At 50.8% G+C, this 23,636-nt stretch carries 19 protein-coding genes and 1 pseudogene; 11 read left to right on the forward strand and 9 right to left on the reverse strand.

From position 1 onward, the window contains the following. A pseudogene (locus tag H6F72_RS30080) lies at positions 1-171 on the reverse strand (IS701 family transposase); the annotation flags it as partial. A 243-nt stretch (positions 172-414) separates the two neighbouring features. Here H6F72_RS30080 and H6F72_RS03905 point away from each other — a divergent pair. Continuing rightward, positions 415-1,365: an aldo/keto reductase gene (locus tag H6F72_RS03905; RefSeq protein WP_190432066.1), complete on the forward strand. Its 951-nt coding sequence runs from the start codon at positions 415-417 to the stop codon at positions 1,363-1,365. 103 nt (positions 1,366-1,468) lie between these two features. Here H6F72_RS03905 and H6F72_RS03910 read toward each other — a convergent pair whose 3' ends face one another. Beyond that, a complete protein-coding gene (locus H6F72_RS03910; protein WP_190432069.1) occupies positions 1,469-2,749 on the reverse strand; it encodes a hypothetical protein in 1,281 nt (426 codons plus the stop codon). Between the two features lie 517 nt (positions 2,750-3,266). Here H6F72_RS03910 and murF point away from each other — a divergent pair. Beyond that, positions 3,267-4,658, forward strand: a complete 1,392-nt coding sequence (murF, locus tag H6F72_RS03915; RefSeq protein ID WP_190432072.1) for a UDP-N-acetylmuramoyl-tripeptide--D-alanyl-D-alanine ligase — start codon at positions 3,267-3,269, stop codon at positions 4,656-4,658. 220 nt (positions 4,659-4,878) lie between these two features. Here the strand turns inward: murF and mutL are convergent, their stop codons facing one another. After that, positions 4,879-6,615: a DNA mismatch repair endonuclease MutL gene (mutL, locus tag H6F72_RS03920; protein ID WP_190432075.1), complete on the reverse strand. Its 1,737-nt coding sequence runs from the start codon at positions 6,613-6,615 to the stop codon at positions 4,879-4,881. A 194-nt stretch (positions 6,616-6,809) separates the two neighbouring features. Here mutL and H6F72_RS03925 point away from each other — a divergent pair, with 194 nt between their 5' ends. Together H6F72_RS03925 and H6F72_RS03930 are read left to right on the forward strand one after the other, a co-directional pair. After that, positions 6,810-7,361: a rhodanese-like domain-containing protein gene (locus H6F72_RS03925; protein WP_242016776.1), complete on the forward strand. Its 552-nt coding sequence runs from the start codon at positions 6,810-6,812 to the stop codon at positions 7,359-7,361. Positions 7,362-7,583: 222 nt separating this feature from the next. Next, positions 7,584-7,964 carry a rhodanese-like domain-containing protein gene (locus H6F72_RS03930; protein ID WP_190432077.1) on the forward strand — a complete coding sequence of 127 codons (381 nt, stop codon included), beginning with the start codon at positions 7,584-7,586 and terminating at the stop codon, positions 7,962-7,964. Positions 7,965-7,983: 19 nt separating this feature from the next. Here H6F72_RS03930 and H6F72_RS03935 read toward each other — a convergent pair whose 3' ends face one another. The 3 genes from H6F72_RS03935 to trpB form a co-directional block, all read right to left on the reverse strand. After that, positions 7,984-8,613, reverse strand: a complete 630-nt coding sequence (locus H6F72_RS03935; RefSeq protein WP_190432080.1) for a ribonuclease H-like domain-containing protein — start codon at positions 8,611-8,613, stop codon at positions 7,984-7,986. A gap of 90 nt (positions 8,614-8,703) precedes the next feature. After that, positions 8,704-9,273 carry a CAP domain-containing protein gene (locus tag H6F72_RS03940; RefSeq protein ID WP_190432082.1) on the reverse strand — a complete coding sequence of 190 codons (570 nt, stop codon included), beginning with the start codon at positions 9,271-9,273 and terminating at the stop codon, positions 8,704-8,706. Between the two features lie 287 nt (positions 9,274-9,560). Then, positions 9,561-10,844, reverse strand: coding sequence for a tryptophan synthase subunit beta (trpB, locus tag H6F72_RS03945; RefSeq protein ID WP_370527436.1), 1,284 nt, complete (start codon positions 10,842-10,844; stop codon positions 9,561-9,563). Between the two features lie 398 nt (positions 10,845-11,242). On the opposite strand from trpB, the gene H6F72_RS03950 reads away from it, so the two are divergent. The 4 genes from H6F72_RS03950 to H6F72_RS03965 all read left to right on the forward strand — a co-directional run bounded on the left by H6F72_RS03950 (position 11,243) and on the right by H6F72_RS03965 (position 16,215). Beyond that, positions 11,243-13,360, forward strand: coding sequence for an FAD-dependent oxidoreductase (locus tag H6F72_RS03950; RefSeq protein WP_190432090.1), 2,118 nt, complete (start codon positions 11,243-11,245; stop codon positions 13,358-13,360). 7 nt (positions 13,361-13,367) lie between these two features. Beyond that, positions 13,368-13,796: a hypothetical protein gene (locus H6F72_RS03955; RefSeq protein ID WP_190432092.1), complete on the forward strand. Its 429-nt coding sequence runs from the start codon at positions 13,368-13,370 to the stop codon at positions 13,794-13,796. 13 nt (positions 13,797-13,809) lie between these two features. Further along, the gene (locus H6F72_RS03960; protein WP_190432093.1) at positions 13,810-14,172 is read left to right on the forward strand and encodes a translation initiation factor; all 363 of its coding nucleotides are present in this window, start codon (positions 13,810-13,812) and stop codon (positions 14,170-14,172) included. Positions 14,173-14,364: 192 nt separating this feature from the next. Further along, positions 14,365-16,215, forward strand: a complete 1,851-nt coding sequence (locus H6F72_RS03965; RefSeq protein WP_190432095.1) for a family 10 glycosylhydrolase — start codon at positions 14,365-14,367, stop codon at positions 16,213-16,215. Positions 16,216-16,364: 149 nt separating this feature from the next. Here H6F72_RS03965 and H6F72_RS03970 read toward each other — a convergent pair whose 3' ends face one another. From H6F72_RS03970 to H6F72_RS03980, 3 genes are all read right to left on the reverse strand, one after another. Further along, positions 16,365-17,162, reverse strand: coding sequence for a dienelactone hydrolase family protein (locus H6F72_RS03970; RefSeq protein WP_190432097.1), 798 nt, complete (start codon positions 17,160-17,162; stop codon positions 16,365-16,367). A gap of 102 nt (positions 17,163-17,264) precedes the next feature. Further along, on the reverse strand, positions 17,265-18,872 hold the full coding sequence (locus tag H6F72_RS03975) for an NAD(P)H-quinone oxidoreductase subunit 4 (protein ID WP_190432098.1): 1,608 nt from the start codon (positions 18,870-18,872) through the stop codon (positions 17,265-17,267). A 766-nt stretch (positions 18,873-19,638) separates the two neighbouring features. Then, entirely contained in the window at positions 19,639-20,784 is a 1,146-nt protein-coding gene (locus tag H6F72_RS03980; protein WP_199298872.1) for a tetratricopeptide repeat protein, read from the reverse strand. A gap of 330 nt (positions 20,785-21,114) precedes the next feature. Here H6F72_RS03980 and H6F72_RS03985 point away from each other — a divergent pair, with 330 nt between their 5' ends. The 3 genes from H6F72_RS03985 (at position 21,115) to H6F72_RS03995 (ending at position 23,577) form a co-directional block, all read left to right on the forward strand. Next, a complete protein-coding gene (locus H6F72_RS03985; protein ID WP_190432100.1) occupies positions 21,115-21,441 on the forward strand; it encodes a YbjQ family protein in 327 nt (108 codons plus the stop codon). A 613-nt stretch (positions 21,442-22,054) separates the two neighbouring features. Then, positions 22,055-22,708, forward strand: coding sequence for a hypothetical protein (locus tag H6F72_RS03990; protein ID WP_190432101.1), 654 nt, complete (start codon positions 22,055-22,057; stop codon positions 22,706-22,708). A gap of 185 nt (positions 22,709-22,893) precedes the next feature. Then, a complete protein-coding gene (locus tag H6F72_RS03995; protein ID WP_348252342.1) occupies positions 22,894-23,577 on the forward strand; it encodes a thylakoid membrane photosystem I accumulation factor in 684 nt (227 codons plus the stop codon). Positions 23,578-23,636: the final 59 nt, after the last annotated feature.

Below are 23,636 nucleotides of genomic sequence, written 5' to 3' on the forward strand. Positions count from 1 at the left end.
TAGTGGTTGAACGTTGTCCCACAACAGACGAGGGGTCAACTTCTCACCACGCAAATAACGGTTGATGCGGTCATGACTAATGCCATCAAGATGGTCAGCCAAGTTTGTCACTGGGTAGTTGATCGGGCTACTGATCAGGTATTGGCAGTAGTCGAGTTTAGTGAAGCTCATTGCTCCAGTCTAATATTGCTCCTGCGTAAGTCCTGGCTTTATTTCTTACGATAGAGGCTTCAAGGAAGCTCTAGAGAGATGAAGCCTAAAGTCATGCGTTCTTATTGCGAAGCAACTCTATCCTCAGGCGTAATCCAAACTCTATAAAAATCCTGGAACGCTTAATTCAAAGCCTCTCCAGCCTTTTGTAGAACGTTACACTCTAAGCACATAACGAAAAGTAAAGAGGTTAGAGGTCACAGTATGCAAACAATAAAGCTCGGCCCCACGGGTCCGGTTGTACCTGCTTTAGGCATTGGTACGTGGGCTTGGGGCGATAAGCTGTTTTGGAACTACGGCAGTCATTATGGCTCAACCGAAGTTGAATCTGCTTTTCGAGCCACCTTAGAAGCTGGAGTCAACTTCTTTGATACTGCGGAAGTCTACGGATTTGGTGAGTCGGAAAAGCTGCTGGGGCAGTTTATGAAGCAAGCTCAACAACCCGTACAAATCGCCACCAAATACGGTCCTGCTCCTTGGCGCTTTGGCGGGCAATCTGTCACTGACGCTCTTACGGAAAGCCTGAAGCGATTGCAAGTAGACCAAATTGCCCTCTACCAAGTCCACTGGCCCTTCACCTTCCTTATGAGCCAGTCAACCTTGATGAATGCTTTGGCCGATGAAGTGCAGCGAGGCAGAATTGCTGCTATCGGCGTGAGCAACTACTCGGCGGACCAAATGCGAGAAGCGCACAAAATTCTAGCTGAGCGGGGTGTGCCTTTAGCAGTGAATCAAGTTCGTTACTCCCTGATCACTCGGCAGATTGAAGCCAATGGCATTCTGGACATGGCGCGGCAATTAGGAGTCACGATTTTGGCTTACAGCCCCTTGGCTCAAGGCTTACTCACTGGCAAATACACCGCAGAAAATTACCAGGAACCTACTGGAGCCCGCCAATGGGATTCTCGCTTTAGCCGCGACGGTCTCCAGAAACTTGCGCCTGTGCTCCATCTACTTCAGGATTTGGGCACCAAGTATGGTCGGACACCTGCTCAAGTTGCCCTGAATTGGTTAATTGCTCAAGGTGGAGTCATCCCGATTCCAGGTGCTAAGAACGCCAAACAAGCCCAACAGAATGCGGGGGCTTTAGGCTGGACGCTCAGCGATGAAGATGTGATGCAACTGAATAAAGTGAGTCATTCTTGGCGCAGTTAGCAGCACAGTTAAGTGGAGGCTGGCGATCGCACCTCACCAAACCTAAGGAGGAGAGCGATCGCCCCAATTCATTCAGAGCTTGGTATCAATTAATACTTTGGGTTTATTGAACGACTTGATGAATGTAAGAGAGGTCTACCACACCAAAGTTAGTGCTAAGGGCCACATTTAGGTTTTCCAAAGCTTGAATTAGCCAATGCACCCCTTCACGAGCGCAAGCTTCATAGTGATTGAACAAAATAGAAAAGCGCTTTTCTAGATAGGGCTTCACTTTACGGCAAAGTAACACAATCTTCAGCAACAACCCGGTTGCGGCAGTAGCCCCTAAGTTGGTAATCAGATCGACAAAAACAAAGTGGTTAGGGCGCTGAGCACTTTCTACGACTAAGAAGTTGAGTAGATAAGCGCAAGTTCTAATCAGCAGAAACTCATTCAACCGCTGGTCATGATTATCTGGCAGGGTATTGCGCAGATGCAGGTAAAGCTGATTGTTAAATTGCCGCTTGCCGTACTCTGGATCAACCGCAGCCACAATGTATTCATACAAGTCATCCTTAAACGTCGCATAGGATGGCGTGTACTTTGCGTTGAGCAAAAAGCGTTGGGCTAAATCTCGATAAGAAGCATCTCCATCTACTCGCCCCGCAAACTGCTGCAAAGCCTGGTAGAGTTCGTCATCACTCAACAGCGTCGGATTCTTCACCGCTTGAAGTTGGCGGGCTTCTATCAAGGTCGGGGACAAGCGTACGGTTTGAGACTGCCGCACTCGATAGGTGACGTACTGCGACAGATCCACTTCAAATTGTCGCTGAACCTGAGTTTGAATCTGACGGATTGTTTGCTGATGCTCGTAAGAACTGTCTTCGCTCAGCAAGCAGTGGTCATAAAGATAGGGATAGCGCCGAATCAGCGTTCCGAGAGAGCGGTTATCCTGCTGCTGCGCTTCATTAGTCTGAATAATGACTCGCGCTAAACGTCGCAGGGTGGCACAGTACTCACTTTGGCAAAACAAGACAACCAGTTCCCGCAATCGCCTGACTGATTTGCCGCGAGACACCTCAGTAATCGGGCGGGCAGAAGGAGCCTCAAACAGCGCCACCAATTCTAAAATTGGCTGCTGCAACTGCGATCGCGTCTGCCAACGGTTGATCAAAATGTGACAGCAACGATTTAAGACAAACTTAAATTCTTGCTCGGCAAACTTAGACGCAATGAGCTGATCGAGCGCAACGGTAATTTCGCGTTCTGGATAGCCAATGCCATCAATAAACAGTGACCGAAAGCGGCCAATTAGCTGCTGAGGTGACTCGTGCTCGACGCAGAAGAGCAAGTGATCATAAAGCTTCTGCTCCTCTGGTGTAATCTCTCGATTGTACTGACCCATCCAAGTAGTCACGTTAGTTTGCGCTCCCACACTGGGGAAAGGAGGCTAAGCGAAAATTTTGTAAGGCTTGATTTATTAGCAACAAATAAAAGATTGACGTAAATACTTAGGAGAAAACTCGGTTTACAAGAAAAGCTTGTAAACTTCAATACTGACTCGATCCTAGTACTCTCCCATCGTACTGGGTGAGATCACTGGTCAATGTGACTGAAGTCACCAATCGTTTAAAGATTCGGTGAAGTTTTCAACCCCCTGAAGTCTACAAGTTAACTGCTTTTTTGACTAGCTTCCTGTTTGGCATGTGGAGTACAGGACAGTCAATCAAGCGCTGAAAAGCTTGTAGACACAGGAACAGAAATTTATTCCATTGAGTAATACAACTACAGTTCAGCCCTTTCCGGAAGGATCGGCATAAATTCATCAAAAATTTTTCAGGTTGGCTTAGGGGCACATTATCCGTGGGTAGGAGCAGGCAACGGTATGATCACAGCTAGTTTGTTTCAATCACTGCCGTCTTATGCCTTGTCGTGCCACCTTATCCCAGCTCGTAGAGATTCTGTACGCTATACCCCTTAACCTCTCTAGCGCGGATTTAGCGCAGCAAGCAGTCGGCATTGGCACCGATACTCGTAGTCTCCAACCGGGAGAAGTGTTTGTCGCTTTGCGGGGCGAAAAGTTTGATGGGCATGGATTTGTCGGTGCCGCTCTAGACCAAGGAGCGATCGCGGCGATCGTGGATCAAGCTTATGAAGAAACTCCGCCACGGGAAAATACTGGGGCTTTTCCTCTGCTGCAAGTGACAGACACGTTGCAGGCATACCAAGCGATCGCGCGGTGGTGGCGAGATCAGTGTGGGATTCCGGTGGTGGCGGTGACAGGATCGGTGGGCAAGACCACTACGAAAGAATTAATTAGTGCGGTGTTGGCAACCAGGGGACGAGTGCTGAAAACCCAAGCCAACTACAACAACGAAGTTGGCGTGCCAAAAACTCTACTTGAACTGGAACCAGACCATGACTATGCCGTGATTGAAATGGGCATGCGAGGTCCGGGAGAGATTGCACTGTTGGCTCAAATTGCGCGGCCTGACATTGCGGTGATTACGAATGTGGGGACGGCACATATTGGACGGTTAGGTTCTGAGGAAGCGATCGCGCAGGCCAAGTGTGAGTTGTTGGCGGAAATGGCTCCCACAGGGACCGCAATTCTCAACCACGACAGTCCCCTGTTGTTACCTACTGCGGCAACGGTCTGGTCAGGAAAGACCATCAGTTATGGTTTAGCAGGCGGGGACTTCCAAGGACAGTTATTAGATGCCAGCACTTTAAGTGTAGAGGGGATGCAGTTTCCCTTACCTCTACCGGGACAGCACAATGCTCTCAATTATTTAGCTGCTCTGGCGGTTGCCAAAAGCTTGAATATTAGCTGGCAACCCTTGCAGGCGAGCTTGGCGGTGGAGTTACCTAGTGGTCGCGCCAAGCGCCATGAGCTACCCAATGATGTAGTGCTTTTGGACGAAACTTACAATGCTGGACTGGAGTCGATGATTGCGGCTTTGCAGTTGCTAGCCCAAACGCCGGGTCAACGTCGTATTGCGGTTCTGGGCACGATGAAGGAGTTGGGGGAGCGATCGCCGGAGTTTCACCAACAGGTGGGAGCGATGGCAGCTCAATTACGTTTAGATCATTTGTTGATTTTGGCTGATCCAGAGGAAAGTGCGGCGATGGCGGCTGGAGCGGTGGGGATTGCGACGGAGGAGTTTGATGGGTCTGAGGCGGTGGTGGAGCGCTTAAAGCAATTGGTGCAACCGGGCGATCGCTTGTTGTTTAAGGCATCGAGGGCGGTGGCGTTGGATCGAGTGGTGGATAGTTTTTGTCAGGAATTTAGTGCGGGTAGTTTGTCGCAGTGAGCTTGGGCTTGGTGGTCTGAGTTGGGGTTTTGCAATCCGAGCCTTGAGGGCAAGCGCCCTCAAACTCCCGCTGAGGGACGGTTGCGTCCCCCAGACCCCCTCCAAAGGTAACTTTGGTGTCTCTCGCGAAGAACTTTTGTCCTCTAATTTCTGGCTCCTGACTCCTAACTTTTCATCCCTCATCCTTCTCCTCACCCCTCTCTTCTCACTCCTCACTCTCCTAAATCCCATGACTCTTCCCAATCACCCAATGGCGACGGAAGAAGCGGGATAGGGCGGTTTCTTCTAGGGATAGGTAGATGGGGCGACCGTGGGGGCAGGTGTGGGGACGGTGGGTTTGTTGCCATTGGTCGAGGAGGGTTTGCATTTCTGGCAAGGTGAGGGGGGTGCCGTTGCGGATGGCGCTGCGGCAGGCGGTGGCAACGAGGGCGGATTCTAGATCTCCTCCAAGGCTCAGTTCCCAGAGGGCGGCGGCGCAGTCTTCGCGCTGGGCTAGGAGGTTGGGGGCGGTGCGGACTGCCCAGAGTTGTTCACCAAATGGCTCGACTTCTAGCCCTAGGCGTTGCAGTTGTTCGCGCTGGGGGGCGGAGAGGTTGTTGAGGATGACGGGGGGTTCTAGGGGAACGAGGTGCCAGCGATCGCACAGTTGCTCATACAGGATGCGCTCATGGGCAATGTGCTGCTCTACCAACCACATGCCCGCAGGATGCTCGGCGACGATATAGGTATTGCTGACTTGGGCAACGGCTCTTAGTTCTAGAAGATTGGTGACGGTCGGGTTGGTTGAGTCATCAGTTGTAACAGTGGTTTCGGTTTCTACGGGAATGGTGCGGCTGACTTGATACACACCATCGGCTTCGGCGACTTTCAAGAGTTGTCCCACTCTTTGGGAATGGTAGGACTCGGTGAGTTGGGCTGGACTGAAGTGCAGGGCTTGGGCGATCGCCTGGGTGACGGCTTCTTGCCAATCGCTTAAGTGATGCAGATAGACTTCGGCTTTGGCAGGATGGCGGTTCCAGTCGATGTGGTTGGGGGGAACCTGCAAGTGGGCGAAGCAAACAGGGTAGCGATCGCGGGGGAGGGTGCGACGAAAGGCGGCCAGAATAGTTTGTTCTAGTTCGGGGGCTTTGACGATGCGGCCATTGATGGCGACTCGCACCCAGTCGGGACGACGACGATGGCAACGGTCTGGCAAGCCTAGGACTAGTTGCAGCTTTTCTGGGTTGGAAGTGTCAGGGTTGGGGATTCCTGGGGTAGTGGCGGTTCTGGGGCTAGCGATCGCTAAAGCATGAAGATCACTGAGATGGCTGCTTCGTAGAATCTGGGCTAAAACTGGCTTGGCATCTTCTCCAGACCAAATCGAGAACCAAGAGCGATCGCTTTGCTCAACTTGCCAGGTAACATGCGGGTGGCAAAGGGCGATCTGATGGATAGTAAGCTGAATCGAGCGTAACTGCTGCGCAGGGGAGGGCAGTCCTTCTCGGCGAGCGGGCCAGATGCCAAACAAGTTGCTGGCAGTGACGACGGTGCCAGGGGCGATCGCGACAGGCTCGACTCGCGCTGGCTCTCCTTGGGTATTGTAGCTAACTTGCCAACCCGCTTGATTACTATGGAGCCGACTTAATACTTCCAGTTCTGCCAACTGAGCCAAGCTGTGCAGCGCTTCACCGCGAAATCCTAGGCTTGTAATCTTCCACAAGTCCTCGCTCACTTGAATTTTGCTGGTGCTGTGGGGTGTGGCAGCTTGTTTCAAATCTGCCAAGTCCATGCCAGCGCCATTATCAGCTACTCGGACTCGCCATTGCTCTGGCCAGAGCGCGATCGCAATGCGGGTTGCCCCTGCGTCTAGGGCGTTTTCGACTAATTCCCGCACAACTGCCGCCAGAGAATCAATCACTTCTCCAGCCGCAATTAAATGGACTACCTCTAGCGGTAGGGTCTGAATTCTGGGTGCCATAGATCCAGTTTAGAGGACAGATCTGCTGAATCGGGGCTAGGTTTCGAGTGCGATCGCCTTGCTTTTGAAAGCATTTGGAAGGTGTGCGATCTCTCCAAAGGGAGAACTTTTTGACCTTACTACTCAGGGGGGATCGATTGCCTTTGGGCTTGCGATTACAGTTCAGATGATGTGATTCGATTAATAAGCTCGTTATGGAAAATATGCAAGATAAAGCTAGAAGTGCCGTAGATAATGCTGCCCATGCTGCGGATAACGCAACCCATAAGGTTGCAGATGCAATCGAACATGCTAAAGAAGCTTTGCCCAATGTCACTCCTACCCCTCCTGGCCTGAAGGCTCAATCTTCGGTGCATGACCTCAAGTCTCGTTTGGAGTGGGGTGAGCCTGCGCTGACAATTCTAGATGCTCGCGATCGCGAAAGCTTTAATGCTAGCCACATCACTGGAGCCATGTCCATGCCAATGGATGAGTTGGTGTCTTGGGCGCAGTCCAGCCTAGAACCCAGCCGCGACATTTATGTGTATGGTGGCAACGAGCAAGAAACGGCTCAAGCAGCCCAAACCCTCCGGGGCGCTGGTTTCTTCAATGTGGCTGAGCTAAAGGGTGGCTTGGAAGCGTGGAAAGCAGTAGATGGAGCCACTGACGGTGCTGAGGACTCTCAAAGACCTCCTGGACCCGAAGGATACAACGTGATCTCTGCGCTCGCCAATCACACTCAAAAGCAAGAAATTGATTTTCAATAATTAATCATTGAACCCTTGCTGCGTCTGGTGTCTTGCTTTTAAGCGCTAGATTGATTTCGGGGCCACCTTGAGGTGACGCCCCATTTTTAATCTTTAGCTGATCAGTTACCGCTTTAAACGAGACACCAAATCAAGGTTCAAAAGTCAAGGTTTCTACATAAAATTTTGCAGCTCGCAAAATCAGTTGTTAGATTGCAAGCAAAGCTACTTGGCATTCTCCACATGGACGCGTTCTTTAGCCTTCTCCCTCGGCCCCCAGCGCTACGGTCCAAGTCTCGCGTTTACGACCTTAAGGCTCGCTTAGATTGGGGTGAACCCGCACTGACAATCATTGATGTACGCGATCGCAACCAATTCAACCTCAGCCACATCACTGGTGCGATTTCCATGCCTCTGCCCGAGCTTCCTGCTCGCACCCTAAATTCCCTAGAGTTCGATCGCGATTTGTACATCTACGGCGATATTGACGAAGAAGCCGCCGAAGCTGCTGCTAAACTACGGGCCGCCGGATATCGCCAGGTATCAGAGTTACGAGGTGGCTTGCCCGCCTGGAAAGCCGTGGGCTACCCGATTGAAGCGACGCTGACCGCTTTTCAACGCTAAAAGGGTGCTTTTTATAAGCTTAGTGCTCAAACAAGTCTTTGTATTGCAGCAAGTCCAAAGCCACGAGGGTCGGCAGACAGTTAAAGCACTGCTGGGCTAAATCCCATCGCTCCTCTCGCTGCAACATGGTTATGAGTTTCTGGCGCACGCTCAAAAGATAGCGCACATCATTAGCGGCGTAGCGCAGTTGCTCGTCTGATAAATTGGCTGCGTTGCCCCAGTCCGAGCTTTGAGCACTTTTATCCAGCTCTACTCGCTCCAACTCTTGCACTACATCTTTCAGGCCGTGGCGTGGAGTATACGTGCGGGCTAGTTTGCTGGCAATTTTGGTACAGAAGATGGGTGCGGTCTGAATACTCAGATTGTGCTTCAGCGTGGCGATGTCAAAACGGGCAAAGTGAAACACCTTTGTCACTGTCAGCGCTTCTAACAATTGCTGAAGATGAGGAGCCTCTGCTTGGCCGCGCTCAATCCGCACCACGGCTCCTCGGCCTTGAGGATCGCAGAGTTGTACTAAACAAAGGCGATCGCGGTGGGGTAGTAAACCCATTGTTTCTGTATCAACGGCGATCGCCTCGGCGGGTAAGTATTGCTGTAACGCTACTTCAGGTAAGTCGCGATCGTAAACCTGAAAGTCTTCAAAATCCATCGCTCAACCGCTCATAAACAAAGTGCCCGAAACCGCCACAGCAGCAGGGCACCTCTTATTGTATGGGCTACAAGAGCCTGAGACTATCCGTTATCGCGAACGAATAAAGACCTGAGTGAAGTAATATTCGCCTTTGGCGTTTTTGGCCACACCGATGCCGCTGACGTTGTAGTTGCCTTCGATGTTGGTGCGGTGTCCCGTGCTTTTAATCCAGCCTTGCACTGCCTTAGTCGCAGGATCACTAAAGCCTTGGTTATAAGCAACGTTTTCAGCCGCCCCTCTGTACGCTACTGTTTTGGCGATCGCTGCGACTCGTGGCTGGAATCCATCATGGCTGAATGGCACTTTACCATTGGCCATGTTTTGGCTGTGTTTGCGAGATTGCTCCGCGATCGCTGCGTTCCAAGTTAATGCAGGTAGGCGCTTGGAAGCACGGTACTTATTGATCTGATCAAAAGCAGATTTTTCAATAGCGGTGAGTGAACTAGCTGTTGTTGGCGTTTGAGCGAATAGTTGTGTGTGTGAGTGAGCAGGCTGAGCCGTTGAGCTAAGAGATTTGGTGATGGCAGGGGCAGGATTTTGGTGAGTGAAAACTCCCACCAATCCACCCGTCATCACGACAGCACTGCAAGCAATCCCAGTCAGAAGGGGTCGCATCATGAAACATGGCTCCTATTTGATCTAGAGCAAGTCAGAAATGGTAGATGAGGTGCATGCAACCCTGAGTCAGTCAAGTTTTGAGGAGAGAAAAGATTCTCAAGCTAACACCCGATCTATTCGGACTTGTAACTAGAACAATGGTTCCCTAATGGGCGATCGCTTGCGAGGGCGTAGCCCTTATCGCGCTTCTCAAAGTAATGGCGAAGCATTCGGTTGAGAGTCTTTGGAGTTGCCCAAAGTACTGCTACCGAATGCTTCGCTCCTACGAAAGGCAAAAGGTAGAATCCCTAGGAATTCTGCTCGTCCAGCTTCAGGTATTTGATTACACTCTGCACGTCCTTGTCGCCACGGCCAGAGCAGTTGATCACAATGCGGGGGCTACCTTCGAGTTGGGGGCAAAGGTAATCTAAGTAGGCGATCGCATGAGACGTTTCCAAAGCGGGAATAATTCCTTCCAGCTTAGAAATCAATTGGAAACCTTCTAGCGCTTCTGCGTCCGTGATGCTGTAGTACTCCGCTCGACCGCTGTCTTTGAGGTAGCTGTGCTCAGGGCCAACGCCAGGGTAGTCTAAGCCCGCACTAATCGAGTGTGGCTCAACTACCTGGCCGTCTTGATCTTGCAATAGATAGCTCATCGCCCCATGCAACACACCCACACGACCACGAGTTAACGTCGCTGCGTGCTTCTCCGTATCTACGCCTTCTCCAGCCGCTTCAATGCCGATCATCCGAACACTCGGTTCATTCACAAATTCGTGGAACAAGCCCATCGCATTCGAGCCACCACCCACACAAGCCAGCAGGATATCAGGTAAACCACCCCACTTTTCTTGGCACTGTGCTCTAGTTTCTTGACCAATCACCGCTTGGAAGTCGCGCACAATCATGGGGTAAGGATGCGGGCCTGCAACCGAGCCGAGAATGTAGTGAGTCGTTTCCACATTCGTCACCCAGTCTCGAATCGCCTCCGAAGTCGCATCCTTCAGCGTGCCCGTCCCAGAAGCCACCGGACGCACCTCAGCGCCCATCAATCGCATCCGGAAGACGTTCAGAGCTTGCCGCTCCATATCGTGCACACCCATATAGATGATGCACTCCAGCCCAAAGCGAGCACAGACCGTTGCCGTCGCCACGCCATGCTGTCCCGCGCCCGTTTCCGCAATAATCCGCTGCTTACCCATCCGCTTCGCCAGCAGCGCCTGAGCCAAAGAATTATTGATTTTGTGAGCGCCTGTGTGGTTTAAATCTTCGCGCTTCAGATAAATTTGAGGACTACTCCCGTCCGGGCGAGCATACCGAGTCGTCAGCCGCTCTGCAAAATACAGCGGGCTGGGACGTCCCACATAGTCCCGCATCAGCCCTTGCAACTCTTGCTGAAACTCCGGATCGTTGCAGTACTGATGAAACGCAGTCTCCAACTCACTCAACGCTGGCATCAGCGTTTCTGGCACATACTTACCACCAAACTGACCAAACCGCCCCAGCGCATCAGGCCGCTGAGCCGAGGTAATCACTTCAGCAAGATTATCGATCGCAGATTGATGGGTAGAAGAAAGAGGAGTACGTGTCACAGACCTGACGCAGTGAGGGGACAGGTTCATTATAGGAAATCCCACTAGTTCTGAAACAGCGATCGCGAGAAAAGGAGGGAACAGGGAAGGATGAAAGAGGAGGGCTGAAGGATGAAAAAGGGAGGAGCCCCAAGTCAGGAGTCGGGAGTTGGGAGAGTGAAGCATTACAAAGTGCCGAAAACAAAGTACCAAAACACCCACACTTAGACTCGTCTGGAGGGGGTCTGGGGGACGCAGCCGTTCCTCAGCGGGAGTTTGAGGGCACCTGCCCTCAAGTCTTGGTTCAGCCCAGAACTTAAATCAAGCTGTGGCAAACCAAGCTAAACCCCTAACCCTGCTTAAAATCCATAAATCAGGCTTTTCCGCATCCCACCATTCTCAACCGCCAGATTAAAGCCATGCCGACACCACAGCCAGTCCGCCAGCAAGGGGGAATCTTCGACCCCAACACCTTCACAAGGCCAGAGAATGGGCGATCGCTGTCTTACCCAATTCTGATTGTGGGAGGCTCCACAGCCGCCTATGCTGCCACCCTCGCAGCCCTACGCAGTGGCATTAACGTTTGTCTCGTCCAACCCCAAGCCGTAGTTGGCGGACAATTCACCGCCCAAGCCCTCCCCGCCTCCGATGATGGCGATCTCCTGCGCCAAGCTGCCACCCCCTTTCAAGTCGAAGGCGAGCGGTTTGCCATTTCTAAAACCCAACGCAGCTTCCGCGATCGCCAACGGGAATTACAAAAGCTCAACGGTAGAAAAGTTGCCAATCCGGGCGGAGGTTGGGTCAGCCCCCTAGCTACTACCCCTGTGGTCGCCGCCACCGCGATGAACGAAGCGATCGCCCCTTACCTCGCCCAAGGCAAGCTCATCCTGATTCCTTTTTCTGAACCGATTAAAGTCGTGACCAGCGACAATCCAGGCCAGCGTCGGCGCGTGACGGGAATCGTGTTTCAAGATCGCCAGAACAATCACACCTTTACGATCAACAGCAGAGTCATCCTAGAAGCGACAGAGTTGGGAGACTTGCTAGAACTAGGCAATATTGAGTCTCGCGTCGGTCAGGAAGCCCGGAGTGAAACCGGAGAGCAAGCCTTGCCCGAACGAGCCTTGCCCCAATGTCAGCAGTCTTTTACCTTTGGCGCTGTTGTCGAACGGACGGCTCCGGGACGTGGGGTGGCGATCGGGGCTCCTCCTGGATATAACAGCAGTCCTTGGCTAAATGCCGCAGAGTTTCAAAGCGCCTTTTGGCACAAAAGCCGTGGACAGTGGGAACCCCAACCCCGTGAGTTTTTCAATCCTTTTGGCATCTTTCGCTATCGACGAATTTCCCGGGCAGCCGAAAATGAGAAAACAATTAGCCCTGGGGATGTCACGGTTCTGAACTGGGGCCAACATCAACATGGGGAAAATGGGCCTTGGTGCTGTGGCAATGACTATCGAGTTGGGGTCTTAGTCGGTGTGAGCCGAGACGAACGGCAGCGTCACATTCAACAAGCCCGCGATCGCGCCCGTGCTTACGTTCACTATTTGCAAACCAACGGAGTCCCAGACCTAAAGCCACGCGGCGACCTCACTTGGACTCGGGATGGTATTGCCATAGAGCCTTACATTCGCGAAGCCAGACGTGGCATTGCGGCCACCACGATTCGCCATGAAGATGTCGCCAAGCCCTTTTTCCCTGGCCAGGCAAGAGCAAAAAGCTTTGAGGATAGTGTCGGCATCGGTCAGTACCACTATCTCGATCTGCACGGCAATGACGAGCCAGGGCATGCCAGCTTGCCAGGGGAAAACGTGATTGCGTTGCCTTTTACCTTGCCTCTGGGCGCTTTGATTCCGATTAACACCGATGGCTTGATCCTCTCGGCCAAAAGCATCGGCACTACCCACATTACCAACGCGGCTTATCGGATGCACCCCGTAGAATGGGCGATCGGAGAAGCAGGAGGTTATTTAGCCGCTCTAGCCGTCAATGCAGGAGTAGAAGTTCGCGATATTGCCACCAACGAAACGCTTAAACGCAAGCTGCAAGGCACCCTGACTCGCAATGGCATCCCGCTCTTTTGGTTTGATGATATTGCTCACGATGATCCCGACTTTGAAGCGATTCAGGTTCTAGCTGCTGCTGGAATTATTCGCAGTGAAAACTACACCGATCTGCATTTTCGGCCCTCAGCCAACGTCAATCGAGCTGTGGTTGCCACCGCACTAGTCAAGCTGTTGGGCTTTGAACTGGTTTCGCCTGCCACGCCAACCTTCGTGGATGTGTTGCCTAACTACCGCTGGGCTTACCCGATGATTGAAACATTAGTTGCGAAGCAAATTGCCGCTGGTGTGGGCGATCGCCGTTTTGCCCCAGAACGCCCGATCACTCGCGAGCAACTCTCGTTCTTAGTCAAAAAAGCACTGCCTGCTGCCTACGATCGTGCTTTTGCGAGAACTCCTGCCGACAAACAAGTGCTACAACGGCGAGAACTATCGCGGGTTTTATATGAAGTAATGCAGGTGAAGCTCGGCATTTAGGGGTTGCTTGAGTTATGAAATTGGGCAACAGCCAAAACGATCGCGCTACCGTGGAGATAAAGTTCGCACGTTCAATCCTCCTATGCTGCAACAAATTCTGGCTCGTCCTCTAGGATGGCTCTTGGTTTTAGGAACTTTGACTGGAAGCGCGATCGCCGTTCATCCTGCTCAAGCTCAAACGCCTGATCTCACACCTACTGAATCTCCATCGCAACCGACGCAAGTAGATCCGACTCTAAACGAGGGTTATCCGATTCGCCGTCAGGATGCGCCGCTGCCAATCCCTCAGGTTTACGAAACCCCAATTGAGCAATTTGAGCCACCTTTCTCCGACGTACCGCGTGAGCATTGGGCCTATGAAGCAGTGACCCGGTTGTTTTACATTGGGGGAGTGAAGGGAGAACCTACAACTCCCACGAATTCAACTCAGCAATAAGCAGTTTCTGACTATGGCTTCTTCTAAGCGTAAGCCGACTGATAAGAGCGATCGCGTTGTCTACTCTGAGTTTGGTAACTCTGCCAATCCTGATGCGTTTGCGCGTGGAGTGCCCGATTTACCGCCAAATCAACAAAACTTGAAGGTGCAGGCAACCCGAAAAGGCAAGGGTGGCAAAACGGTGACTGAAATTACTGGGTTCCAAGCCAAGGCAGAAACATTGGCCGATTTGTTGAAAAAGCTGAAAGCCCAGTGCGGCGCGGGTGGCACTGTGAAAGAGAATGCGATTGAGATTCAGGGTGACCACACACAGAAACTCGTAGAAATTTTGACCAAGTTGGGCTACAAAGCTAAGGCGAGTGGTAAGTCAGGGTAACGTGAGGAGCGATCGCTTTGTAACATTACCGACGCGAGCGGCACCGTGACATCACTTTCAGAGTCATGGATTAAGTGGGCTAGATGAGGCCCACTTTTTTTGACGGAATTTGGGGCAACTTAATTGGATTAAGAGAGATAAGCCGCCATCCATTCGTCTTTGCCTGTCACCTTGGCCTTACAGAACTTTTCCATGCATAAAATCTACCGACCCCGCTCGCCGCTGACCTTCTTCACCACCTTTTTGACTGCGATCGCGATGGTGATTGCAGCGGGTTTGATGACCCCCACCACCGCACAAACGAGCCCAACTAAATTTAAGGACGTTCAAGGTCACTGGGCACAGAACTGTATTGAAAATTTGGCTGATCAGAAAATCATTAGTGGCTATCCCGATGGTAGCTTCCGCCCCAGTGCCCCCGTCACGCGTGCTGAATTTGCCGCAATGGTGGTGAAAGCGTTTCCGGGAGCCGTTAATGCTGCCCTACCGACCGCACCCATCCGATTTAGTGATGTAGCGACTAATTATTGGGCGGCTCAATCAATTGATAAAGCATCGGGTGCGGGGTTTATGTCCGGTTATCCCGGTCGAATTTTTAGACCAGCTCAGAATATCCCTCGCGCTCAAGTTCTAGTAGCATTAGCAGGTGGCTTGGGCTACAAAGCGGCTCAACCTGTTGCCACAACCTTAAGTGCTAACTTTAATGATGCTCAAGCGATTCCTGACTATGCCCGTAACGCGATCGCGGCAGCGACTGAAAAACAAATTGTCGTCAACTATCCCAACGTCAAGTCTCTCAATCCCAATCAAATGGCGACTCGCGCCGATGTAGCAGCAGCCATTTGTCGCAGTCGAGCAGGCTCCGATCAACTCGCCCTAGTTCCTACCCAATACATCGCTAGTAACAAACCCCAGTCCCAGCCTCAAAGCACTAACAAAACGAGCGAAATCCGAGGCGTGTGGCTCACCAACGTCGATAGCGAGATCTTGTTTAGTCGCGATCGCCTCAAGAATGACTTGCAAGACCTGGCAAATCTCAAGTTCAACACCGTTTATCCAACGGTTTGGAACTGGGGCCATACACTCTACCCTAGCGAAGTTGCCAAAAAAGTGATTGGTACAGAGGTAGATCCAACTCCAGGCTTGCAAGGGCGAGATATGTTGGCGGAAGCCGTAGCGGAAGGCCATCGTAACAACCTCGCTGTCATTCCTTGGTTTGAATTTGGCTTCATGGCTCCTGCCGAGTCAGACCTAGTGGCACGTCATCCTGACTGGCTTACTACTCGACAAGACGGTTCCACGATTTGGGCCGAAGGCAAGCACAGTCGCGTTTGGCTCAATCCTTTTCAGCCGGAAGTGCAACAGTTCATGATCGATTTGGTCACCGAAATTGTCACCAAATACGACATTGATGGCATTCAGTTTGATGACCACTTTGGGCTACCTGCTCAGTTTGGCTACGACCCCATCACCGTCAAGCTTTATCAGCAAGAACATCAAGGCCAGAAACCACCAAGCGATCCCAAAGATGCCGAGTGGACTCGTTGGCGTGCTGACAAAATTACCGCTGTGTTCGCTCGCACGTTTGAGGCAATTAAGGCTCGTAAACCCAAGACAATCGTTTCCCTCTCTCCCAATCCGCAAAAGTTCTCCTATGAGGAATTTTTGGCCGATTGGGCCACGTGGGAACGCCGTGGCTTGGTAGAAGAACTGTTGTTGCAGATTTATCGCACTGACTTAAACACCTTTATTTCAGAACTCGATCAGCCCGAAGTTCGAGCTGCGAAACAACATATTCCTGTCGCGATCGGCATTTTGGCAGGCTTGAAAGACCGTTTGATGCCAACTCCACAAATTCAAGCCCAAGTGCAAGCGGTACGCGATCGCGACTTCAAAGGTGTGTCTTTCTTCTACTACGAAACCATGTGGAACTTTGACACCAACAACGTCGCCCGCCGCAAAACGGCCTTCCAAAACCTGTTTGCCTCGAATGTGACCCGCCCCAACCTTGTGCAGGAGCAGGCGGTGAAGACGGAAGGATGAGAAGGGATGAGAGATGAAGAAGGAAGGGGCTAGGAGTTAGAAGTCAGTAGCACTAGAGACAGTTCCGATTCTCTATGAGAGGCGAATCGCTTAAGAAGTTAGGGGAACTAAAACCCTTCTGCTCCTGGCTTCTGACTTCTCACTCCTCCCTATCTTCTATTTCCAAAAATCTCCGTAAAAAACTGCTTCATATCTTCCCAAGAGCGGCGATCGGCGGTACGGTTGTAAGCCACCCCTGTAGAGACATCATTGCCTGCTTCGGCATTTGTGAAACTGTGGACGGCACCGCCATAGCTCACCAGTTCCCAATTGACCTTACCTTGGCGCATCTCCTGCTTAAAAGACTGCACCTGCTCATCAGGTACTAGAGGGTCGTCCCCGCCATGCAATACCAAAACTTTAGCTTTAATATTCTTGGCATCGGCTGGGTTGGGGGTGTCTAAATTACCATGAAAACTAACCACCCCTGCAATATCAGCGCCGCTACGAGCTAGTTCCAAAACGGTGCCGCCGCCAAAGCAGTACCCGATCGCCGCAATTCGCTTGGGGTCTACCTGAGTTTGTTGGCGCAAAACATTGAGACCAGCCTGAGCGCGATCGCGTAATAACCCGCGATTGGAGCGATATTTGGTCGCTTCAGCCCCTGCTGCTTTCGGATTGCTGGGCCGAACGCCCTTGCCATAAATATCAGGTGCAAACGCAACATAGCCCATTTTTGCTAGTTGGTTAGTGCGGCGCTTCACATAAGGCCCGATGCCTGTCCACTCATGCACTACCAGCACTCCAGGCCGCTTGCCAGTTACTGCATCGTCATAAGCCAAATATCCTTCTAGAACTGTGTTTCCTTGCTTATACTCCACAACTTTGGTGCGTAGAGCTGCTTGGGCGCTTGCTGACCAAACTAAAGCAACCACGGGAGCCAGAAGTACAGAAGTCCAAACTTTCATAGTCTCAATCCTTGCAATCAACAAAAACCCCTGAAATCATACTGCTGACTTCAGGGGTAAGGACAACAATCAATGCTGTCCGTTGAGTTAATGGGCAGAAATCTACTTCAGCACACCCAGCAGTTCACTCGGCTTCGGAGTTTGTAGTTGAGGTGCGCTCAAGACGCGAGAGAACAAGCGAGAGGGAGGTTGCTCTGCGATTAGAGGTAGGGAGTTTCTGGCTTGAGAGGCGATCGCGACGGTCTTCACATCGTAGGTTTGGGTCGCCAGCTTAGGATACAAACCAATTCCGATAATGGGCACAATCAGGCAAGCCGTGATGAACACTTCTCTAGGCTTTGCATCCCAGAATTTGACCTGAGCCATTTCCGGGCTAGCGGTACCGTAGAACACTTCCCGCAGCATTGAGAGCAAGTAGATGGGAGTCACAATCAAGCCCACTGCCGAAAGCAACACCACTACGACTTTGAAAGGGTCGCTGTAAGCTTCACTGCTAGTAAAGCCGAGGAATACGCTCAATTCACTGACAAAACCGCTCATGCCTGGTAGCGCCAGTGAGGCCATCGAACCCATGGTAAACAAAGCAAACACAATCGGCATTTGCTTCGCCATCCCACCCATCTTGTCCATCATCAGGGTGTGAGTCCGTTCGTAAGCCACCCCAGATAGGAAGAATAGAGCCGCTGCAATTAAACCGTGGGAAATCATTTGCAGCATCGCCCCGCTCAATCCAACCTCTGTAAAGGAGGCAATCCCAATCAGCACGAAGCCCATGTGGGAGATAGAAGAGTAGGCCATGCGGCGTTTTAAGTTGGTCTGAGCAAACGCTGTCAAGCCCGCATAAATGATGTTGACTACACCGAGCAGAGCTAACACAGGCGCAAAGTAAACGTGAGCGTTTGGCAGCATTTCCACGTTCATCCGGATTAGGGCATAGCCGCCCATCTTCAGCATCACACCCGCCAGCAACATGGACACAGGCGCGGGCGCTTCACTGTGAGCATCCGGTAGCCAAGTGTGTAGGGGGAAGATGGGGAGCTTGACCCCGTAGGCAACTAGAAAGGCTGCGTAGACAATCAACTCGAAAGTTAGAGAGTAGTCCTTAAGGGCCAGCTCTCGCATATCGAAGGTGACGTTGTCGCCATAGAAGGCCATTGCAAAAGCAGCAACGAGAATAAACAGCGAGCCAACCGCCGTGTAGAGAATGAATTTGGTTGCTGCATAGAGGCGTTTTTGACCGCCCCAGACCGAAATCAGCAAATAGATGGGTACCAGCTCTAGTTCCCACATGAGGAAAAACATCAGCAGATCTTGAGCTGCGAATACTCCGATCTGGGCGCTGTACATGGCCAGCATCAAGAAGTAGAACAGGCGCGGCTTGTGGGTGATAGGCCAAGCTGCCATGATGCCGAGGGTCGTGACCAAAGCCGTTAGAAGCACCAGAGGCATCGATAAACCATCAACGCCGACTGACCAGTTAAGACCTATCTGGGAAATCCAGGTATAGCTTTCAACGAGTTGTAGCTCGGGGTTTTGTAAATCGTAGTGCTGCCAGAAGGTGAAGAGAGTTAGGACTAGATCTACTAAACCCACCCCTAGGGCGTACCAGCGGACAACTTTGTTGTCTTTACCAGGCAAGAAGGGGATGGGCAGGGATGCCACAAGAGGCAGCAAAATGATGGTGGTGAGCCAAGGAAAATGGGTACTCATGTCAAGACCTAATAATTCGGTCGTTTCGTTACGAAGGGCATTCAGGGTGCTGAATCAATCCGTCTCGATTGGATTAGGAGGTCTACCGATTGAAGGGAGGTCAGACCAGATGGTGCTAGGCGCTCTCGAAATCGATGATTGAATAATTGGGATAGCAGCTTAACCAGTAGCCCAAGCTAGAGGGAATTTGCTTCTCCCGCCGCTCCTGTATAAGGTTTCCTTGACAGACTGAGTCAACACGATCAGGACAAATAAGAATATATACTCAACTGAGGATATATACCTAAATACATACTATTGCATTTTGTTAATAAATGTAAACTGCACTGTTTAAATTTATGGTGAAGATTGCTCTCGGTAGTTGAGCGCCTTGTGATGTTGTCATGTTGTCAAGGGCTTAGAGAAGTTTTCCCAAATTTATAGTTCTTGTTACAGCTTCATCTTTCTTTTTGAATTTACGTAAATCAGGAGATTGAGCTTTCGCTGACCCGGTTTAACGCTGGGATTATTTTGAAATCTTTCATTCCAGGTTTTTGGGGGTGGAAAGACCGCTGAAGCACGGTTTAGGAATCGCTCAGCCTTTATAACCACTCGTAACCAAGAATCGCTCAGCCTTTATAACCACTCGTAACCAAGAATTGAGCAGGCTCACCTTTTGCAACCTAAAGTTGAGCCTAAGAGTAACTACTCTCAGACTCTGGCCGTGAGATCGGGTCTTCCCCAGCCTTGTTTACTTTCAAGAACTTGTAGCTTCGAAAAGTTGATTTTAGTCCTTAAAACTGCGTAAGGCGGATTCGGCTTTTTCCTCGCCTGCTTTGTCGCCTTGACGCTTGAATAAGTCGCGGGCTTTTTTGAAGGTGTCTTCGGCTTCGTCTAGGCGATCGCGGCCTCTAAGAGCCACAGCTAGGTTGTAAACGGTTCTGGCATCATCGGGGCTAGCTTCCAAGGCTTCGCGATAAGCTACGATCGCCCGCAGGAAATTTTGATCCTCCAAATACAGATCACCAATCGCAGCATGGGCCTCCGTCAAACTAGGCTTGATCGCAACCGCGCGTTGATAAGCTTGCAAAGATCCAGGGCGATCGCCTTGGTCTTGCAAAATTTTGCCAATCTGTAAGTGAATATCAGCATTGCGGGGTTCCATTTGGGCGGCTCGTTCGAGAGCGGTAATGCCACCACGGGTATCGCCCTGGTTCAGGAAAGCGACGCCCAAGTTAATTTGGGTGCTGGCGCGATTGGGGGCTAGTTGAGCCGCCTTCTGTAAAGTCGCGATCGCTTCCCGATAACGCTTTTGCTGGAGTAATAGTGATCCAAGCGCTTCATAGGGTTTGGCGCTTTTGGGGTTGATGGTAATGACTTTTTGATAAGCGTCGATCGCCCCGTCGTTATTACCTTGGCGAGCTAAGACAATCCCCAATCCTAGGTAGGCTTCTATATTTTTGCCATCCAACTGAGTCGCTCGTTGATAGGCGGCAGCAGCTCCCGGATTATCTCCAGAGTTGGCCAGACTATAGCCAAGGGCGTACTGAAAATCGGCATTTTTCTGATCCAACGCTACGGCTTGACGGTAGGCAGCAGCAGCAGCGGGGAAATTGCCTTGTCGAGCTTGCAGGTAACCAATTCCAGAGAAAATCTTGGCATTCTTACCATCCAAATTGGCAGCTCGCTCATAGAGTGCTAAGGCACCAGGGAAGTTGCCAGAATCAACCAACTTCCGTCCTTCCTTTAGCAGTCGGCTTAGTTCTTCGCTATTGGACCCGCTGGCTTGAGCAATTAAGCCGCTCGCGATCGCTGATTGATGGCGGTTGGTTGCTGGGGTCTGTTTTGCCTCAGAGGCTTGAGTTACGGGTGCAGCTAGACCTAAGCCTACTAAGCACAGCGCACTAAGGGCCAAAAGAGATTGTCTATACACAGCCAATTTTCCTAGACGACGTTTGCAATGATTAACGGCTACAGTGACCCTGAGAAAGGATCAGGAAGGAGACTGCTGCCACCAACAACAAGTTCCATTTGCAGTGAAGTTCGATCGCTGCCGTTCGTTGAAACCAAGCTGATAACATCTGGGCTCTAAACTCTGGGCTCTAAACTTGAGATACGTTGAGAGCCCTATCAATTGAGAAGCCCAGTTGAGAAACGGCCCAGTTGGGCAGCTCCCAACCCCTGGCTGAGGCTGTCAGGTGTAGCTTTACTAGATTGAGGTGAGGCAGTTAACTGTTTAAGTATTGTTGCGTGAGGACAACCGATGATTTTATCAACAACTGATGTCATTCAAGGAGCCACTGTCGAAGCTTATTTAGGCATCGTGACGGCTGAGGTAGTCTACGGCAGTAATGCGTTGCGAGATTTTTTTGCGGGAATTCGAGACATTATTGGCGGGCGGACAGCCAGCTACGAGCGCGTTTTTGAGCAAGGGCAACGAGATGCACTCGCAGAGCTAGAGAAGCGAGCAGAGCGTTTAGGAGCGAATGCGGTCATTGGCATTGAGATCGATACTGGAACGATCAGCCTGGATCAGTCTGGAGTGTTATTGCTCATTACTGCGACTGGAACTGCAATTCGACTGCGCTAAGACTAAAGCCAACCTACTTCTAAAGGGTTATATGCCACTCAGTAAACCATGCTTTTTATGGCAAAGCCGCCCATTTTCTATGCCCAAAGGAGTAGGTATTTTACAAGTAGCTGAGTTGCCGAGCCTTTACTAACTTAATCAAGTAGAAGCGTAGGTTTTAATATCTGTGAAGAGCGACTCAGACATAATAGTTATTCATGTAAGCAGGAATACCTTCTAGACTGAATTGGTTAAGAGTGTTACAAAGTTCCAGACTTTAACAAGTCAAGCAATATTATGTAAATTCAGTCAATGTATTTTTAACGGCGATCGCCTGAAACCCTTTCATGAGAGGAGCAGATTCAAGTTGGCTTAGTTTTCATGATAAGAACTGAGTTAGAACTTCTCAAGTGTTTGGGATGAGCAACTTGACAAAAACTTAACTAATTCATGCCTCTTAGTTTAGAAAAAAACAAATTTTAATTTCTGTGTCTGAGAGTATGAAAGAAGCTAAATCTTATTCCCGCCGGTAGATGTAGTCACTGTAGAGTCAGCTTAAAGTAGAGCTCAAATGTAGAAATTGCTAAAGCAAATTCTTTAAGAACCTATACAGTGGGAGGGGGTAGATTAGGCTATGGCATATACAAATCGGCCAGCAGATAATGTAGTTGAAAGAACAGCTTACGGTCCAGTTACTGAATATCATGATCGGGTCCGTTGGGGTCCCATTTTGGCAGGTTTGCTCACAGCTTTGGCAACCCAATTAGTATTAAGCGCTTTGGGTGCTGCGATCGGACTATCTAGCATTGCGGGGTCCGGTGCTCCCCGATCCGATGCTGGAGATGTTGGTACTGCTGTTGGCATCTGGAGCATTATTAGTTTATTTATTTCTCTGTTTATTGGTGGTTGGATTACGAGCCGTACTTGTGGTCCGATGAACCGCAGTACTGCCCTGCTAAATGGCGCTATCCTATGGGCAACTACCTTGGCTATTAGTTCTTGGTTGTTGGCAAGTGGTGTATCTGGTACTTTTGGTTTGTTAGTGAATAGTGCTGCCGATGCTGCCTCTGCTGCAGCCCAACCAGGTGGTATCGATATTCCCAGCCCAGGTGCTATCCCTAGCCCTCCTAATATCTCAGCTCAAGGCACCCGTGATTTGGCTGGCAATGCCGCGAAAGCAGGTTGGTCCTTCACCTTTGGTTCTCTACTCGGCTTAGTAGCTTCTATGGTTGGCGCTTCTGTGGGAGCCCGCAGCCCCCGCACCAATGGCAATCATCAGCACAGCTAAAGATAGCTAAAGATTGAGAGCTAGAAATAGCAGAAATTCTCTTACATCCTGACGCAAAGTTAAATCCATACCCTGTAGCACGTTCTCAAGCTTGAGGAGGTGCTATTTTTTTGCGATCGCCTCTCCCCTAACAATGGGAAAATGACATACGGTAGAATCGTCAAGCCTTAGTATTGAGTTTTAGAATGTCTCCCTGGTGGAAGTTGCCCATTGTGTCTATGACTAGTGCTAGTAAATATTTGACGACTGGTGAACTGTCCTCACAGGTAGGAGCACCCAAGCAGCGTCGGTCATGGCGACAACAGACTTTCGCTGTGCTGCTGGTGTTAATGGTCGCGATCGCTGGTTTCTGGTCGGTCGGAGCTTCTCCTGCACTCGCAGGCATAGACGACGATCGCTTTGATGGCAATATTTTTGCGCTCTACGCGGGTAATGGCGCGTTGGTCCCGCCTAGAACCACCTTGGCAGATTCAATCCAACGTCATAAACCTGCGCTGCTGGTGTTTTTTGTCGATGACAGCAAGGATTGCAAGCAGTTTTCCCCGGTTGTCTCTCAGCTCCAAGGCTTTTATGGCAAGGTTGTAGACTTCATTCCCATCAACGTGGATGCCATTCCAATCAAATCTAGCTACAGCCCAACTGAACCCGGTTACTACTATGCTGGCGTCGTGCCCCAAACTGTAGTGATCAACCAAGAGGGTAAAGTGGCGTTGAATGCCAAGGGTAAAGTCCCCTTTGAAGCGGTGGATGATACCTTCCGAGAGGTATTTAACCTCTTGCCCCGTTCTGAATCTGTACCTCTAAGACGGCGCATGTTTAATGAGTTCAGCTCTGAGCTAACTGAACAAGCGGCTCCGAAGTCTAAGTAAGCAACGGATCACAAGTTCTTAATATCTCGATAACAGTGAGGGTAGGGGTACAGACTATT

This window comes from Trichocoleus sp. FACHB-46, from assembly GCF_014695385.1.
Classification (GTDB): domain Bacteria; phylum Cyanobacteriota; class Cyanobacteriia; order FACHB-46; family FACHB-46; genus Trichocoleus.

What these genes read in the sequence shown, in the direction of transcription:
- H6F72_RS03935 (WP_190432080.1), bottom strand. Translation starts at nt 8,613, where the DNA reads ATGGATTTTGAAGACTTTCAGGTTTACGATCGCGACTTACCTGAAGTA.
- H6F72_RS03995 (WP_348252342.1), top strand. Translation starts at nt 22,894, where the DNA reads ATGTCTCCCTGGTGGAAGTTGCCCATTGTGTCTATGACTAGTGCTAGT.
- H6F72_RS03960 (WP_190432093.1), top strand. Translation starts at nt 13,810, where the DNA reads ATGGCTTCTTCTAAGCGTAAGCCGACTGATAAGAGCGATCGCGTTGTC.
- H6F72_RS03985 (WP_190432100.1), top strand. Translation starts at nt 21,115, where the DNA reads ATGATTTTATCAACAACTGATGTCATTCAAGGAGCCACTGTCGAAGCT.
- H6F72_RS03950 (WP_190432090.1), top strand. Translation starts at nt 11,243, where the DNA reads ATGCCGACACCACAGCCAGTCCGCCAGCAAGGGGGAATCTTCGACCCC.
- H6F72_RS03975 (WP_190432098.1), bottom strand. Translation starts at nt 18,872, where the DNA reads ATGAGTACCCATTTTCCTTGGCTCACCACCATCATTTTGCTGCCTCTT.
- H6F72_RS03940 (WP_190432082.1), bottom strand. Translation starts at nt 9,273, where the DNA reads ATGATGCGACCCCTTCTGACTGGGATTGCTTGCAGTGCTGTCGTGATG.
- H6F72_RS03930 (WP_190432077.1), top strand. Translation starts at nt 7,584, where the DNA reads ATGGACGCGTTCTTTAGCCTTCTCCCTCGGCCCCCAGCGCTACGGTCC.
- H6F72_RS03905 (WP_190432066.1), top strand. Translation starts at nt 415, where the DNA reads ATGCAAACAATAAAGCTCGGCCCCACGGGTCCGGTTGTACCTGCTTTA.
- H6F72_RS03910 (WP_190432069.1), bottom strand. Translation starts at nt 2,749, where the DNA reads ATGGGTCAGTACAATCGAGAGATTACACCAGAGGAGCAGAAGCTTTAT.
- H6F72_RS03990 (WP_190432101.1), top strand. Translation starts at nt 22,055, where the DNA reads ATGGCATATACAAATCGGCCAGCAGATAATGTAGTTGAAAGAACAGCT.
- mutL (WP_190432075.1), bottom strand. Translation starts at nt 6,615, where the DNA reads ATGGCACCCAGAATTCAGACCCTACCGCTAGAGGTAGTCCATTTAATT.
- H6F72_RS03965 (WP_190432095.1), top strand. Translation starts at nt 14,365, where the DNA reads ATGCATAAAATCTACCGACCCCGCTCGCCGCTGACCTTCTTCACCACC.
- murF (WP_190432072.1), top strand. Translation starts at nt 3,267, where the DNA reads ATGCCTTGTCGTGCCACCTTATCCCAGCTCGTAGAGATTCTGTACGCT.
- H6F72_RS03925 (WP_242016776.1), top strand. Translation starts at nt 6,810, where the DNA reads ATGGAAAATATGCAAGATAAAGCTAGAAGTGCCGTAGATAATGCTGCC.
- H6F72_RS03970 (WP_190432097.1), bottom strand. Translation starts at nt 17,162, where the DNA reads ATGAAAGTTTGGACTTCTGTACTTCTGGCTCCCGTGGTTGCTTTAGTT.